The organism is Paenarthrobacter sp. NPDC089714 (genome assembly GCF_044748905.1).
GTDB lineage: Bacteria > Actinomycetota > Actinomycetes > Actinomycetales > Micrococcaceae > Arthrobacter.
The window spans coordinates 78,629-92,521 of record NZ_JBIVGX010000008.1 but is presented as its reverse complement, the minus strand read 5'-3'; the positions used below and the strand labels follow the sequence as shown (position 1 = coordinate 92,521).

At 62.7% G+C, this 13,893-nt stretch carries 14 protein-coding genes; 6 read left to right on the top strand and 8 right to left on the bottom strand.

Annotation, left to right across the window (positions count from 1 at the left end):
* Positions 1 to 143: 143 nt before the first annotated feature.
* The gene (locus ACIPY3_RS14810) at positions 144 to 2,009 is read left to right on the top strand and encodes a 2-isopropylmalate synthase (protein WP_400335199.1); all 1,866 of its coding nucleotides are present in this window, start codon (positions 144 to 146) and stop codon (positions 2,007 to 2,009) included.
* On the opposite strand, the gene ACIPY3_RS14805 is transcribed toward ACIPY3_RS14810, so the two are convergent.
* The 6 genes from ACIPY3_RS14805 to ACIPY3_RS14780 all read right to left on the bottom strand — a co-directional run bounded on the left by ACIPY3_RS14805 (position 1,895) and on the right by ACIPY3_RS14780 (position 7,147).
* A complete protein-coding gene (locus ACIPY3_RS14805; RefSeq protein ID WP_400335197.1) occupies positions 1,895 to 3,445 on the bottom strand; it encodes a molybdopterin-dependent oxidoreductase in 1,551 nt (516 codons plus the stop codon). The two genes, ACIPY3_RS14810 and ACIPY3_RS14805, sit on opposite strands and share 115 nt — an antisense overlap.
* Before the next feature lie 96 nt (positions 3,446 to 3,541).
* Positions 3,542 to 4,495, bottom strand: coding sequence for a DUF808 domain-containing protein (locus ACIPY3_RS14800; RefSeq protein ID WP_400335195.1), 954 nt, complete (start codon positions 4,493 to 4,495; stop codon positions 3,542 to 3,544).
* A 222-nt stretch (positions 4,496 to 4,717) separates the two neighbouring features.
* Positions 4,718 to 5,194, bottom strand: a complete 477-nt coding sequence (locus ACIPY3_RS14795; protein WP_400335193.1) for a hypothetical protein — start codon at positions 5,192 to 5,194, stop codon at positions 4,718 to 4,720.
* 10 nt (positions 5,195 to 5,204) lie between these two features.
* The gene (locus tag ACIPY3_RS14790; protein ID WP_400335191.1) at positions 5,205 to 5,627 is read right to left on the bottom strand and encodes a hypothetical protein; all 423 of its coding nucleotides are present in this window, start codon (positions 5,625 to 5,627) and stop codon (positions 5,205 to 5,207) included.
* 186 nt (positions 5,628 to 5,813) lie between these two features.
* Positions 5,814 to 6,554, bottom strand: a complete 741-nt coding sequence (locus ACIPY3_RS14785) for a hypothetical protein (protein WP_400335189.1) — start codon at positions 6,552 to 6,554, stop codon at positions 5,814 to 5,816.
* The gene (locus ACIPY3_RS14780; RefSeq protein ID WP_400335187.1) at positions 6,551 to 7,147 is read right to left on the bottom strand and encodes an RNA polymerase sigma factor; all 597 of its coding nucleotides are present in this window, start codon (positions 7,145 to 7,147) and stop codon (positions 6,551 to 6,553) included. Before ACIPY3_RS14780 ends, ACIPY3_RS14785 begins: the two co-directional genes overlap by 4 nt.
* A 307-nt stretch (positions 7,148 to 7,454) precedes the next feature.
* Here ACIPY3_RS14780 and ACIPY3_RS14775 point away from each other — a divergent pair, with 307 nt between their 5' ends.
* The 4 genes from ACIPY3_RS14775 (at position 7,455) to ACIPY3_RS14760 (ending at position 9,891) form a co-directional block, all read left to right on the top strand.
* A complete protein-coding gene (locus ACIPY3_RS14775) occupies positions 7,455 to 8,060 on the top strand; it encodes a TasA family protein (protein ID WP_400335186.1) in 606 nt (201 codons plus the stop codon).
* Between the two features lie 278 nt (positions 8,061 to 8,338).
* Positions 8,339 to 8,593, top strand: a complete 255-nt coding sequence (locus tag ACIPY3_RS14770) for a hypothetical protein (protein WP_400335183.1) — start codon at positions 8,339 to 8,341, stop codon at positions 8,591 to 8,593.
* A gap of 189 nt (positions 8,594 to 8,782) precedes the next feature.
* Positions 8,783 to 9,250 (top strand): hypothetical protein, encoded by a 468-nt coding sequence (locus tag ACIPY3_RS14765; protein ID WP_400335182.1) that lies wholly within the window; start codon positions 8,783 to 8,785, stop codon positions 9,248 to 9,250.
* Positions 9,251 to 9,480: 230 nt separating this feature from the next.
* Positions 9,481 to 9,891: a hypothetical protein gene (locus tag ACIPY3_RS14760; protein WP_400335180.1), complete on the top strand. Its 411-nt coding sequence runs from the start codon at positions 9,481 to 9,483 to the stop codon at positions 9,889 to 9,891.
* Between the two features lie 302 nt (positions 9,892 to 10,193).
* On the opposite strand, the gene ACIPY3_RS14755 is transcribed toward ACIPY3_RS14760, so the two are convergent.
* Complete coding sequence (locus ACIPY3_RS14755) at positions 10,194 to 11,399, bottom strand: MFS transporter (RefSeq protein WP_400335179.1); 1,206 nt, start codon at positions 11,397 to 11,399, stop codon at positions 10,194 to 10,196.
* 54 nt (positions 11,400 to 11,453) lie between these two features.
* Here ACIPY3_RS14755 and ACIPY3_RS14750 point away from each other — a divergent pair, with 54 nt between their 5' ends.
* Positions 11,454 to 12,206: an AraC family transcriptional regulator gene (locus ACIPY3_RS14750; protein ID WP_400335178.1), complete on the top strand. Its 753-nt coding sequence runs from the start codon at positions 11,454 to 11,456 to the stop codon at positions 12,204 to 12,206.
* Positions 12,207 to 12,377: 171 nt separating this feature from the next.
* On the opposite strand, the gene ACIPY3_RS14745 is transcribed toward ACIPY3_RS14750, so the two are convergent.
* Positions 12,378 to 13,835: a GntR family transcriptional regulator gene (locus ACIPY3_RS14745; RefSeq protein WP_400335176.1), complete on the bottom strand. Its 1,458-nt coding sequence runs from the start codon at positions 13,833 to 13,835 to the stop codon at positions 12,378 to 12,380.
* Positions 13,836 to 13,893 lie beyond the last annotated feature (58 nt).

Below are 13,893 nucleotides of genomic sequence, written 5' to 3'. Positions count from 1 at the left end.
GGTGTTGTGTTACAGTCTACCCATGTTCTCCATCGAGTTCCTTCTTCTTCGCTGCCACGGCGGGGCCTGACCAAGACCGGCTCCCCTCCGTGGAGCTGAAGCATGCGCCGGTCCCTTGACTTGAACACGAAGGAAACCGACCGATGACAGCTTCAGCTTTCCCCCGCATCTCTACTCCCGCAGGCGCAGTGCCCGGTTCTTCCCCAACGTGGAACCGGCAGCGTCACTCCCAGATGCCTTCCCACCGCTATTCCGATGTGTATTCACGGGTCGACGTGCCGCTCACCGAACGGGACTGGCCGACTAAACGATTGACGGCCGCACCGCTGTGGGTTCCGGTCGATCTGCGGGATGGCAACCAAGCCCTTGCGGAGCCGATGAACCCTGCACGCAAACGTCGCTTCTTCGAGCTGATGGTCGCCATGGGTTACAAGGAAGTCGAGGTGGGCTACCCCTCGGCTTCCCAGACCGATTATGACTTCGTGCGCCTGATTGCTGACACGGACATCGCCCCGGAAGATGTCACCATCGTGGTCTTCACGCCTGCCCGGCGCGACCTCATCAAACGAACCGTTGAATCGATCAGGGGCATCCGCAACGACATCGTTATCCATATGTACACCGCGACCGCACCGGCCTGGCGGAACATGGTGCTCGGATACAACCCCGCTGACTTGAAAGAACTCATCCTCAGCGGTGGACGGGACCTCCTCGAAGCCGCCGGCGATATGCCGAATGTCAGGTTTGAGTTCTCACCCGAGGTCTTCAACCTCACCGAGCCCCACTACGTGCTGGATGTCTGCAACGCGATGACCGAGCTTTGGGACGCCCGACCTGAGCGTCCCGTGATCCTCAACCTGCCCGCGACGGTCGAAATCGCGACGCCCAACGTGTATGCGGACCAGATCGAGTACATGCACAAGAACCTCGCCCGGCGCGACAGCGTCATCCTTTCAGTGCACCCCCACAACGACCGTGGCACGGGGATCGCGTGCGCAGAGCTGGCAGTGCTTGCCGGCGCCCAGCGCGTCGAAGGCTGCATCTTCGGAAACGGAGAGCGCACCGGCAATGTTGACATCGCTACATTGGCTTTGAACATGCACGCACAAGGCATCGACCCCATGATCGACTTCTCAGACATCGACGAGATCCGTCGCACGGTGGAATACTGCAACCGAATCGACGTGCACCCCAGGCATCCATACGTCGGCGACCTGGTGCACACGGCTTTCAGCGGTACCCACCAGGACGCCATCAAAAAGGGCTTCGCCGAACACCGTGCACGAGCCAAGGCCGAAGGGCAGGCTGAATCGGACATCGCATGGCAGGTTCCCTACCTGCCAATCGACCCGGCCGATCTTGGCCGCAGTTACGACGCCGTGATCCGCGTGAACTCCCAGTCCGGCAAGGGCGGCATCGCCTACCTGCTCGAAACCGAATACGGGATTGAACTGCCCAGGCGCCTGCAAATCGACTTCGCCCGACTCGTCCAGCAGCACACCGACGATTCCGGCGCCGAGATGACCGCCCCCGAAATCTGGGAGATCTTCCAGCGCAGCTACCTCAGCACCTCCGCCGTCGAGCTCTGCGGCTACGACACCTCCGAGACCGCCGGCGAGGGCACCACCCGCCTCAGCCTCCGTATCCGAGGTGATGAGCACACAAGCACCCACACTGGAGTTGGCCCCGTCGAAGCCCTGACTGCGGCGCTGGCGGCGGAAGACATCCACATCGAAATCCTCAACCTGCACCAGACGAGCCTCGGACATGGCAACGACAGCGAAGCGCTCACGATCATCGAATACCGCCTCGACGGAGACGTCTCATGGGCGGCCGGTCGCGCAGGATCAGTCTTGGCGGCGAGCATGGCAGCAGTGATAAACGCTGCCGGCAGCTACTCGACGGTGACCATGACTGAAGGCCAGCCGGAGGCTCCATCGGGTACGGGATCGGCGCGTTTGTCGGTCTGCACCTCGCCGGTGCCGTCCGTCGCGCGGGCCTTGACGTAATGGATGCCTGGTGTGGCGTCCCATTCGTAGGACCATTGCCGCCAGGTGATGGTGGATGCTTCGGCGGACAGCGTCGCTTCCACCCAGTCGCCGTCGTCGATCTGTACTTCGACCTTGGTGATGCCCCGGGTCTGGGCCCAGGCGGAACCGCCAACAGCGACCTTTCCTGCCGGTAGCTTCGCGAAGGATGCCGGGACGTCCACCCTTGCCATGGTCTTGATGGGTCCACGCTCGGACCATCCCCGCTCGGTCCAGTACGCTTTGCTGTCCGCGAAGCGCGTCACCTCCAGGTCAACCACCCACTTGGTAGCCGAGACAAAACCGTACAGTCCGGGGACCACCATGCGTACCGGATAGCCGTGCTCCACCGGCAGGGGTTCGCCGTTCATGCCGATGGCCAACATGGCGTCGCGGTCATCCTCCTGGAGGACGTCCAAGGGAGTGGAGGCGCTGAAACCGTCGATGGAGCGGGAGAGGACCATGTCTGCGCCGTCCTTTGGCCGGGCTTTGGCCAAGACGTCGCGCAGGGGCATGCCCAGCCACTTCGCGTTGCCTACCAGCTTTCCGCCCACAGGGTTGGAGACACAGGTGAGGGTCACATGCGATTCGATCAGATCGGCGTCGAGCAGGTCCTGGAAAGTCAGCGTGATTTCTTCTTCGACCATTCCGTGGACCCGTAGTGCCCAGTCTTCGATGTTGACCTCGGGAACACTCAACGCCGTGTCAATCCGGTAAAAATCCTTGTTCGGCGTCAACCACGGATAGACGCCCTTCACCGGAGACTGCACGTCCGCGGGTACCGCGGCCGCAGACCTGCGAGGGGCCGGAAGCTTGAGTGCGTCCCGGGCCTGGGCAATGTTGTTCCGGGCCGCGCTCAGCAACCGGCCACCGGTGGCGGCGATACCAGCCGCGACGGCAGCCATTCCGGCGGCGGCAAAGAAACGACGGCGGCTGGTGACGGCCGACTCAGCCGTCCCGTCGGCGTCGGCTGCCATGTCCGCAGGGATCTCCGGCCAGGCCTTCAACCGCCACAACGGCCGGAGAAGCAGGCGCAGCACCACCAGCCCGGCCACTGTTCCCGCCACCGACGGGATGGCGTCCAGGGGTTGCACGCCGGCCCGGGTCAGGACACAAGCAACAATCACCGCGCCCATGAACAGCACGCCCAGGACGCCGAGAGCCCACTTCCGGTAAGCGACGACGCCGAGCACGCAGGCAAGGACCGCGATGGTCAAGCCCATCCCGACGAAGAGGGCAGCCTTGTCATTCGTACCGAACGTCGCGATCGCGAAGTCCTTCAACCACGGCGGCGTGAAATCAATGAACGTAGACCCCAGGGCAAAGAAAGGCGTTGCCCTGGCGGTGAAGAACGCACCCACCAACTCCGCGACGGCGAGTACGACGGCGGCCGAGACCACCCCTGCCAACGCTGCCATACCCCTGGCGCCCCTGATACTGCGGCTGTGCTTCATCATGTAGATGATTCGGAGCCACCCGGTGGAGGGATCGGTCAGACTTGGCTCAAGCCCTCTTTAGTGCGCTGCTTTCTTCTTTCCGAACGGCAGCACGCGCGACACCGCTTGGACGACAACCATGACGACCGAACCCCAGATGATGCCGAGTACGGCCGAGCACAGCGTATTGACCAACCACGCCAGCGCGCCGCCCACGGCCGGGATTCCCGCAATGGGTGATTCCAGCGCATGGACAAGGTCATAAGGCAGGTGCCAGCCAAGGTCGTGGGCGGCCTGCAGCAGGATATGGCCACCTACCCAGAGCATCGCGATCGTCCCGACGACGGTGATCACGGAGAGCACTTTCGGCATGGCGGCGACCAGCAGTCGCCCGGTCCTCTGCGTTGCCGGAGAGTCTTTGGTGGTCAGGTGAAGCCCTATATCGTCCATCTTGACGATGAGTGCCACGGCCCCGTACACGGCCGCGGTGATGATGATGGCGACGACAACCAGGATGAACGCCCGGACCCACAAGGACTCGGTGGCTACTTCATTCAACGCGATGACCATGATCTCGCAGGAGAGGATGAAGTCGGTGGTGATTGCGCCTCGCGTGACCTTGGCTTCCGCTTCGGGTCCTCGGTCCACGGCCGGGCCGTGACCCTCCTCGGAGTGTCCCCGAAGCTTGTGCCAGACCTTCTCGGCGCCCTCATAGCAAAGGTAGGTGCCACCCAGCAGAAGGATCACCGGAATGATCCCTGGGACGAAAGTGCTCACCAACAGCAGCGCCGGCAGGATGACCAGCAGCTTGTTCCTCAGCGACCCCCAAAAGATCTTCCGGATCATGGGCAGTTCCCGGGACGGGTCCGCTCCGGACACATACTGCGGGGTCACCGCGGCGTCATCGATGACGACGCCGGCAGCCTTGGCACCCGCTTTCGCGGCACCGGCCGCCACATCATCGACAGACGCTGCCGCCAGTCGAGCCAGGGCAGCGACATCATCCAACAGCGCTACGAGGCCTCCGCTCACAGTTCACCTCCATCCCGCACGGGTAGGTGCAGGCAGGCGTGATTGTCCGGGGCGGGGAGCACGATTGGCATGCTGAAAGTCTACGGTCTCCTGGTCGGGAGCAGGCAGATGCCGCTCGCTGGTGGGTTGTTCAGGTGCCCGGCTGGCACGGACACGTGCCTCAATAGATCAATGGCGGGTGTGGAGAAGATCCACACCCGCCACCCCCCAATGGCTTTCCGGTCAACGGGAGTTGATGAGTTCCCGGGTGGCCCTCTGTGTATCGAGGCCCACCACGGTGAACTCGCCAATCACCGTCGTCCCGTCTGCTTCGTAGACGGGGATTGACCGGTCAGCGCGTCCCTCGGTTTCCATCCATGTGATGGCGTCCTCGGGAGTCCTGAAATGTCGTGAAGCTGATGTGCCGTTGGCGATGTCGAGTTCGGCTTTGGACACGTAGCCTTTCGTGCCGTCCGCTGTGACAGCGGCGATGAGGTCCGGCTCCGTTTCCGGCGAGACGGAATCAACGACGGAACCGTAGGTGTTGCCCGCTGCGTTCTTCGGATACTCCGGTGCGGGCTTCGTCGGGGATGCCGCACTGGAGGGGACCCAACCGCCTGCCGCGGCGGCCGCCATGGAAGCACCGGCCCCCAGCCCGAGCACTGCGCATAGACCCACGGCCACGACGAAGGCCCGGGTGGACATTGTTTGGAATTTCATGATCCCCCCTTTAGTAATTTCCTTGAAGAATGGTCGCGGACGTGTAGAAATCGTTGTAGCCGGAGCCGTTCCAACCCCGGGATACACCCCAGCTGTACCAGTTATAGGGCTGGTACCTGTAGCACGAATAGGATTCAGCCAGGCTCCCCTGCGAGGGGTTGTAGGAATTCACGCCTTCGCAGCTCAGATAGTTATCCGAGGTAAAAAGACGCCCCCTGGCTCCAGCCCACCCAGCGTACGTACCCCCACCGGTGAAGGAACTCCGGGTACTGGCCAACGCATATGAGGCGGGCTGCGTGTAGACCGTGGGATACGTGTCGTACCAGTGACCTGCCACGTAGTACTGGGCCATGGAGCCGTTCACGGCACCGTAGGCGAAGGCCGCCTGGGCTCCGAACATCACAGAAAATGCGGCAACAAAAGTCGCGATCATTATCGCTATGCGCTTGCATAATTGCGCAGAAAAGCGACGATTGCCAACCCTCTTGGAGTTATTCATTTCCCCCGCCTGATAGATACTAAAAATGACGACGCCAGCCTATAGTCAAGACTGTTGATTGGCTATCACTAAATATCCAGGACGGGTAATTTTCTGAATGTTACACATTGCTCGTCCGTATCATCCGGGGGCCATGAATACACCTACCTGGGTGGTGCCATCGCTGAGGTACACGGGGATTTCCCGTTGGGGTTTGGGCAGGTTCTTGGCTGCTTCCTCCGGGCTTGCCGGATCGGTCCCTTTCATCTGGTTCGTGTAGGCGTACCCGGCGGCTCCGTTGGTGGCGATGACGGCGATCAGGTCAGGTGCTCCACGCCCTGGCACCTCAACGCCGTAGGTCTCGCCCTTCGCGTTGACCTTCCACTCCGTGGGCACCTGGGAGATGTAGGTCCCGGTGATCTGCCACATGTTTCCCGGATCGGTGGTGATGGTCACCCCGCGCGTGGACGGGTCGACGGGTACCACGTACTTGGACCAGGCGCCGTGCGTTCCCAGGTCGGCTGCCGTGCAGGAAACGTTGGCGCCATCAGGGAAAATGAATGTACCGGCGGTGAGGCAGGTCAGTTCCACCTCAATACCCGTCGCTCCTTCGGGCGCCGGTCCCAGGTCAGCCGTTGCCGTACCGCTGTAAACAGCGGTCGAAGGGGAAGCCAGGACCGTGGTGGCGGGCACGCCAGGCAGGCTGAAGAATCCAGCGGCGGCCGCGCCCACACCCCCGAGCATTCCTGCTCCGGCCAAGGCGCCGGCGAGCAACAGAGCCCAGCGTTTGCGGGGTTTCTGTTGGGAGCTGTTGCGAACCTGTTCAAGGAGTACTTCCCGGAGCGCCCGGTCGAACTGCGGATCAATGCGCACATCGTTCATGACGGATCTCCTTTCAGTGCTGATGCATAAGCAGTGTGAAGTGAGCCCGGCAGGGCAGCCTTCAGCTTCTGGCGGGCACGGTGCATCCGGACCCTGGCCGCCCCATGGGAAAGACCAAGCGCCTCAGCTGCCGCCGGCAGCGACAATTCTTCGAAGACGACAAGACTGACCAGCTTCAGGTCCAGTGGCTTCAAGACCGCCAACGCCTGGGCGACTTCCTCGTTCATGGAAGAGGCGAGGCTCGAATGCGCCGGGTCCAGATGGGCGTCGGCTTCACTGCGGCGGGGAATCGCGGCCAGCAGCTTTCGATGGCGGGCCTTGGCCCGCTGAAGGTTCCTCGCCGTGTTCGTCGTGGTCACCAACAACCACGGCAGGATCGAGCCGTCAACGAGTTTCACGCTCTCCCGGCGCCGCCATAACTCGAGGAAAGCGGACGCCGTCGTGTCCTCGGCGTCCTGAGACCCGCCCGCCAGGCGATAGGCATGACGATAGACGCGGTCACGGTGCCGGTCATACAACAGACCGAACGCCTCCGCGTCACCCTTCAGGCTCTTCGCCCAAAGTATGCCATCCCCCGGCTGAACGTCCTCCATGCCCTGTATTGTCCGGGACACCCCGGATAGTTACAGATCGGAAGAACTTTTCTCGAAACTCTTCTGCACCACGAACGTAGAACCAGTCGCGGGTCTTGCGACGCCTGGATATCTGTGCGTTGTGTGGCGACTGTGACTGATGGGGCTTGAGGAAGTCTTGAGGTTTTCCTGACGCGGTGCTGTGGGTTTGCAGCGTTCTGTCTTGAGGTGGGGCCGTCAGAGTATTTCTTGTCAGCCAGTAAGGCTGGAAACAAGGAAACGGCCGTCCGGGGAAACGGTGGCCACTTTGAAAAGGACACTGATTCACATGGCCATCAGCCTCAAGACCACCTCCGGCAAGATCCTCGCCTCCGTCGCCCTGGTCGGCACCGCGGCCGCCGTCGCCGGGATGGGCACCTACGGTGCCTTCACTTCCTCCACCTCCGCTTCCCAGGCCGTGACCGCCGGGACCGTGACCATCGCCCTGGGCACCGGGGCATCGAACACCCTGAACGTCCCGGTCGCGGGCCTGCTGCCCGGTGACAAGGTCGAAAAGCTCGTCACCCTGGCCAACACCGGCAACTCGGACCTGAACAACGTCACCCTCACCACCTCCGCCGGCGCCACTTCTTCCTTGCTGACCACCGACACCACCAATGGTTTGCAGCTGACCATCGAAAACTGCTCCGTGCCCTGGACCGGGTCCGCCGCCCCGTACACCTGCGCAGGGACCAAAACCACCGTGCTGGCCTCAGCCCCGGTGATCGGCGCGAACAAGGTCCTGAACAACCTGACCTCCCTGACCTCGGCCAAGACCGACAACCTCAAGGTCACCACCGCGTTCCCCACCACTGCCGACAACACCTTCCAAGGCGCCACCTCCACCATCGCCTTCTCCTTCACCGGCACCCAACGCACCGAAACCGTCAAGTAACCACCCCGCATCCAGCTCGGTTACCTGCAGGGAGTAGTCATGAACAGCGCTTCAGAACTTAGCCACCGCATCCGGGTCGCCCATGGCCAGGTCGTGGACGACGTTATGCGGGACTTAGGTTCTGCACACCCGGGCCGACTGGGATCCACGCAGCCCGACGGCTGGGCCGGATCGGCCCGGTGCCCTCGGTGACAGGTGCGGGAACCAACCTCACCGTTGTGGCAGATCTTGAGGACGTGCGGCGGTTCAGTCCTTCCCCGGAAGTGAGTGGCTGTTGCGTGACCATCGGCATGGCCGGGCACCGCCGCCAAACCGGCACCTTGGCAACACTGGTCCCCACGGAATGCGAGGCGTGGGTGGAGGCAATCCTCGGTCATCACTGGATGCCCCACGTCTACCGGGTGGAACCCCACCGGAAGGGCATGTACTACCGAGTGTTCCTTGATCACACCCAAACCCCGGTGAGCAAACCCGTCCAGGTCCCTGACGACTCCGTCGAGCTGCTGCACAGCCAACAACTCCGAAGTCTCTGAACCGCGACCACAGCCAAGGTACTCCTGCCGCGTTGTCTTCATCCTGTTTCTTGTTATCTCTCCGACCATTCCCTGAACGCCTCGACTGTTCTTGAGCGGACCTTGAGTGTTCACCCCGGTCTTTCCTGAGCCTGGCCGGACACACTGGAAACGAAGCAAAAGAGCAGCACCCCGGGGGACGGAAAACGCATGCACGGCAAGAGCATCATCTGGCAGATACCAGTCATCATCCTCGCCGCAGTGTTTCTGATCATGGGTGTGCAGCTGTCACCGGCCCACGCGAAGTTCAACGACACCGAAACCGGAGCCACGGCTGTCACCGCGGCCCGCATCCCGGCCCCCGCAGCGAACACGGTCACCGTCACGAAGTCCTGCGACTCATTCCTCTGGTTCGGCCAGGTGAAGATCAGCGTCGGTGCCTTCACTAACGTTGCCTACGCGAACTACCACGAGCTGAAAATCATCGACCCGGATGGCGTTGTCCAATTCACCGGCGACCTGAGCAAAACAGCCGGGAAGTCCTACAACTCCGGGGTCCAGAACGCCAGCAACCTCACCGGCACCTGGACCTACCAAATCCGCGGCTATTACAAAGTCCCCAACTCCACGAACACCTGGATCGGCCAACCCCTCACCGGAACCCTGAACTGCCCCTGACCCCAAACACCACCCCACCCTGGGACGGCCAAATGGACTGCCGTGATTGACTCGCCGGACGATTCCCGCCAGCTTGACGGAATATCCGTTATCGGCGTTCCGAATTGGTCGGGGGAGCGGCCCGATAATGGCGACTTTTCAGCGTCGGACGGGGGTCTGCCGGCGGTTGGCCTGCGTCCGTAGACTGGAGGTCACAGCTACGACGGGGAGCAAGGAACAAAAGGTACAACATGAGGGCAAAAGACGTTATAGAGGCAAGCGCTAACCTCCGGCAGGCCGCCGCTGAGCTCGCCGAACTCAGTGAACGGCTTGGCAGCCCCTCCAGCAGTGGCCAGGTCATCGGCGCCCTACTGGACGCGCAGGGATCCATCGAAGAGACCCTGCGCGAACTTGCCCAATGGCATAAGGGGACAATTCCCGGGGTCCACTTCGCTGAACACCATCCTGAAAGCGCCGAGGGCGTCTCCGCGGTCATTAAGCAGCTGGATCGTGCAGCCCAGCAGGCGGGCGGGTTGCGCGAGACGCTCAGCCAGGCATATGAAGGCAGCGGCGTTGTGTGCTGGTTCGACGACGTGCAGGAATTGCCGGCCCATCCGTTCCTTCCCGTGCCTGTTCCCGAGAACGTGCGCGGGAGCAATTGACCCGCGCCCCGGTGAGCGCCACGTTTACACCGTGGATACCGTGTGTCGGTGCGCAGGTGTGACCGGCGCTGACATGACCAACAAGTAGTTGCCCATTTGAAGAATTGAAATACGCACGCCTTTGTCGATTCGCGGCCTCGATGCTCTCCTGCGGGTCGTGGCAGTTTCCTTTCAGCATGCTGGTGTCCCGCGGCTAACTGGGCTCCTCATTTCATCTCTGGTGGCTAGCGGTTTTGTGTATCTAATGCACGTTTCCGCGTGCTGAAAGGAGCTGCTGGAGTTCTACTCCAGCTGGACTTTGGTCAGGCCGGGCGGGCTGGTGCTTCCCGTGTTGGCTCACCGTCGGGCGTTTTCGCGGGTGTGGGCTCACGCAATGTGTTGACGAGGATCCATCCGATGGCGGGCAGCAGGATGAGCGGGATCAGGGCAACTTGCATGGTGAAGTGGTCGGCGAGAGCGCCGATCACGGGGGTTGCCAAACCGCCGATGCTGACGGTGAGGCCGAGGGTGACTCCGCTGGCGGTGCCGACCCTTCGTGGGAGGTAGTCCTGTCCGAGGGTGACATGCAGGGAGAATGGGACGTAGAGCCCGGCCGAGGTCAGGGCGATGAAGAGGTAAATAATCGGGCCGGGAACGAACACGACGCCGGCGACGGCGAGGATCGTCAGGGCGTAGGACCAGCGGATGATGCGGATGCGGCCGAACCTATTGGCCAGTCCGGCGCCCAGGATGGTGCCGATGGCTCCGCCGACGTAGAGGATGAACAGGGCAGCGGTGGCTGCGACGGGGCCGCCGGAGGTGCGTTCCTGGGCGTACAGGGACACGAAAGCGCTCAATCCGACGAACACGATGGACCGGCAAATAATCGCTCCCGAAAGCCTGACGAACGAACCCCAGTCGTCCTTTCCTTCTGTGTCGTTGGTTTGGGTTGTGGCGCCAGCGGCGGGTTTGGCTGAGCGCACGGCGGCGATGCACAGCACCGTCCCGGCCAGGGCGGGGACCACGAGCAGCGGGGAAGCGTGCAGGCCTCCTGTCGCGATCACGGCCGAGACCATGATCGGTGCCACGGCGAACCCCAGGTTCCCGCCGAGGGAGAACCAGCCCATCCCCGAGTGGTTGCCGCGGCTGGCGTTCCGCGCTGCCCGGGCCGCTTCCGGGTGGTACGCGGCGACGCCGATCCCGGAGACGGCGATCACGATGAGGGTGAACAGGTAGGAGTCACTGATACCGCTCAAGGCCACACCGACCCCGCCCAGCAATGTGCTGACCGGCAATAACCAGGGCATGGGCCATCGGTCCGTGAGCGCCCCGAACAGGGGCTGGACCACGGAGGACAGCAGCGACGCGGCCAGGACGATACCCGATGCGGCGGCGTAGGTGTATTCGCGTTCGAGGACGAAGAACGGCACCAGCGCGGCGACCGATCCTTGGTAGACATCGACGCAGGCGTGACCAAGCGAGAGCCACGTGATCGTGCGGGGGCGGGAAGCAACGGAAGTCTTACTCACCCAACAAGTCTCACCAACACAAGCAATGTCGCGCTTCCGATAAAATGCCTGAATATGTCAGTTATCCGCCACGAGCACAAACCGAAGGCGCCGACCCGGAACCAGGTCCTCGCCGCGGGCGGGATCATTGACGCCCACAGCCACGACGAACACCAGATCATCTACGCCGGGACCGGGGTCCTGGCGATCACGACCACGGCAGGGACTTGGTTCACGCCCGGGACCAGCGCCATCTGGGTTCCCGCCGGCACCGTCCACGCCCACCGCGCCCACGGACACCTTGAGCTGCACATGCTCGGAGTACCCGCCGGGCTGAACCCACTGGGCACCGACGAACCGACGCTGATCGGCGTCAGTCCCCTGCTACGCGAACTCATCATCGCCTACACCCACGACCCGCAGGACACCAGCGAGGAAAGGGAACGGCTGCTCCATGTCCTCCTTGACCAGCTCCGGGCCTCACCGCGGGAACCGATCCACCTACCCACCGCCACAGACCTCAGGCTCGCCGAAGTCTGCCAAATGCTCGAACAGGACCCCGCGGATGGCAGGACCCTCGCCCAACTCGGTGCCGTGGTCGCCGTCGGTGAACGCACGCTCAGCCGACTGTTCAAAGCAGAATTCGGAATGACCTTTCCGCAATGGCGAACCCAGCTGCGGCTCTACAACGCGCTCAGAATGCTCGCCGAGGGCACGGCGGTCACCACCGTCGCCCACCAATGCGGCTGGTCCTCGACCAGCGCCTTCATCGACGTCTTCCGACGCGCCTACGGATACACCCCTGGCACCTATCACCGACCAACCTAAAAGCTGGACCTGATTGAGCCTCAAATCGTCACCGCTCCCCCAGCTTTACGGAATCACGGTTATCGGCGTCCGGTCAGCTACCGCTGCTACACGTACAGGGGGTATTGGCTTTCACCCTGAACACCGGGCAGAACGCGGCTGACCGACGGGTGCGACGGACCCGATGGTGAATCAGTGGGCCGAGCCAGCGGCATTTTCTTGGGTGCTTACACGAAGGCATAGGCTCCACGGGACCCGTGGGAGTGCGATTCTCCGTTCAGTCTGGTGGGATCGGGAGAGTGTTGCGCCGACGAGGCTGGCGGTGTTGGTGGCGATGACGACTTCGTTCTGGTCGACGATGCACGTGTTGGGCGGCAAGGGCTGCAGGAGCGGTGCGAATTCAGTCTGGAGTCGGCTGACGAGGACGTCCACGGCAGCGACGCCTGCCATCTTGCCCGCCCTGGTTACACGTTTGGTGAAGGTGATGACGTGCTCGTTGGTTCCGAGGGCGTCGATGTAGGCGTAGCTGGTGTGGACCTTGTCATCAGCATCGGGTGCGGGCCACCACGGTGCTGTCGAGTAGTCGTAGGACTCCGGGCCCATTTCGAATTCGAACCGTTGCGGCGATTCAGAGCCCGACGGGAGGTAGCACCAGATGGATCCGGGTCCGCCGAAATAAGATTGTTCGGCGATGAATCCCGTCCCGTACAGCGCCGGCATGGCCCGTAGATTCTCGCGTGCTACGTCGTAGACGTTCTCCAGCTCATCCAGCCTGCCGCTCTTGGCGTGGTCCAGGCCATCCTGTGCGGCTTCTTCGACGATCCGGATCGATGTGGCCACGGACCCCTGGAGGCCCGCCGTGAACGATTCCACGGCGGAAACTGCGGTGTCGCCGCGTTTGCTTCCTGACGGCGGGGCGGACGGTGGTGACTCCATGGACATCCGCAGGTCGATAAGGCGGTTCATGTCCCGGCGAACGTGCTCTTCGGCGAGGTACCGGGCATCAGTGGCGTTCCCTGCTCGTATTGCGTCCACGATCATGGCGTGCTCATTGGCCGCCGCGCTGCGGCGGTCAGAAGCGCCGGCCCAGACCAATGCCCCGACCTCGGCCTGCATTGCTATCTCCTGACGGGTGAATAGGACTGACCCTGATGTGGCCGCAAGCTCTATGTGGAACTGACTATCCGCCCGCGTCATTTCAGCGGGCGTCTGCGCCGTCCCGATGAGCGCCGCCATCGAAGCGAGGCGCCCGATAGGGACCTGCTGCGATCGGCCAGCAGCCACTGCCGCGGCTGAGCCTGACAGGAAGGCGCGGTATTCCCGAACGTCGCGTAGATGCTCTAGGGAGTATGTCGCAAGCGTGTCCCGCTGGGCTTTGGCGATGTCTCCGGTGTTCGCCTTCACGAAGCTTCCGCCACCTTTGCCGCGCCGTGTTTCCAGAAGTCCCAAGTGGCGAAGCTCGGCGAGGGCGGTTCGGAGGGTCATGGTGGAGACCCGCATCTTTGCGGCGAGCTCGCTTTCACTGGGAAGCTGGGTACCGTCTTCGAGCACGCCCAGTTCGATCGAATGACGGAGCCGAAGGGCGATCTCCTCGCCCCGCTCGGCGGTCTCCAACGGCGCAAATGCGAGCCGCTCTCTCCAACTGGACATGGCCACCCTCCTGAATCGTCGCAATCGTCAACCATCAAAAACTCTGACATCTCGTTTT

Bases quoted from the DNA above. Each gene is read 5' to 3' on its own strand.
- ACIPY3_RS14750 (WP_400335178.1), top strand. From the start codon at position 11,454: ATGTCAGTTATCCGCCACGAGCACAAACCGAAGGCGCCGACCCGGAAC.
- ACIPY3_RS14760 (WP_400335180.1), top strand. From the start codon at position 9,481: ATGAGGGCAAAAGACGTTATAGAGGCAAGCGCTAACCTCCGGCAGGCC.
- ACIPY3_RS14805 (WP_400335197.1), bottom strand. From the start codon at position 3,445: ATGGCAGCGTTGGCAGGGGTGGTCTCGGCCGCCGTCGTACTCGCCGTC.
- ACIPY3_RS14785 (WP_400335189.1), bottom strand. From the start codon at position 6,554: ATGAACGATGTGCGCATTGATCCGCAGTTCGACCGGGCGCTCCGGGAA.
- ACIPY3_RS14780 (WP_400335187.1), bottom strand. From the start codon at position 7,147: ATGGAGGACGTTCAGCCGGGGGATGGCATACTTTGGGCGAAGAGCCTG.
- ACIPY3_RS14795 (WP_400335193.1), bottom strand. From the start codon at position 5,194: ATGAAATTCCAAACAATGTCCACCCGGGCCTTCGTCGTGGCCGTGGGT.
- ACIPY3_RS14745 (WP_400335176.1), bottom strand. From the start codon at position 13,835: ATGTCCAGTTGGAGAGAGCGGCTCGCATTTGCGCCGTTGGAGACCGCC.
- ACIPY3_RS14765 (WP_400335182.1), top strand. From the start codon at position 8,783: ATGCACGGCAAGAGCATCATCTGGCAGATACCAGTCATCATCCTCGCC.
- ACIPY3_RS14810 (WP_400335199.1), top strand. From the start codon at position 144: ATGACAGCTTCAGCTTTCCCCCGCATCTCTACTCCCGCAGGCGCAGTG.
- ACIPY3_RS14790 (WP_400335191.1), bottom strand. From the start codon at position 5,627: ATGATCGCGACTTTTGTTGCCGCATTTTCTGTGATGTTCGGAGCCCAG.
- ACIPY3_RS14775 (WP_400335186.1), top strand. From the start codon at position 7,455: ATGGCCATCAGCCTCAAGACCACCTCCGGCAAGATCCTCGCCTCCGTC.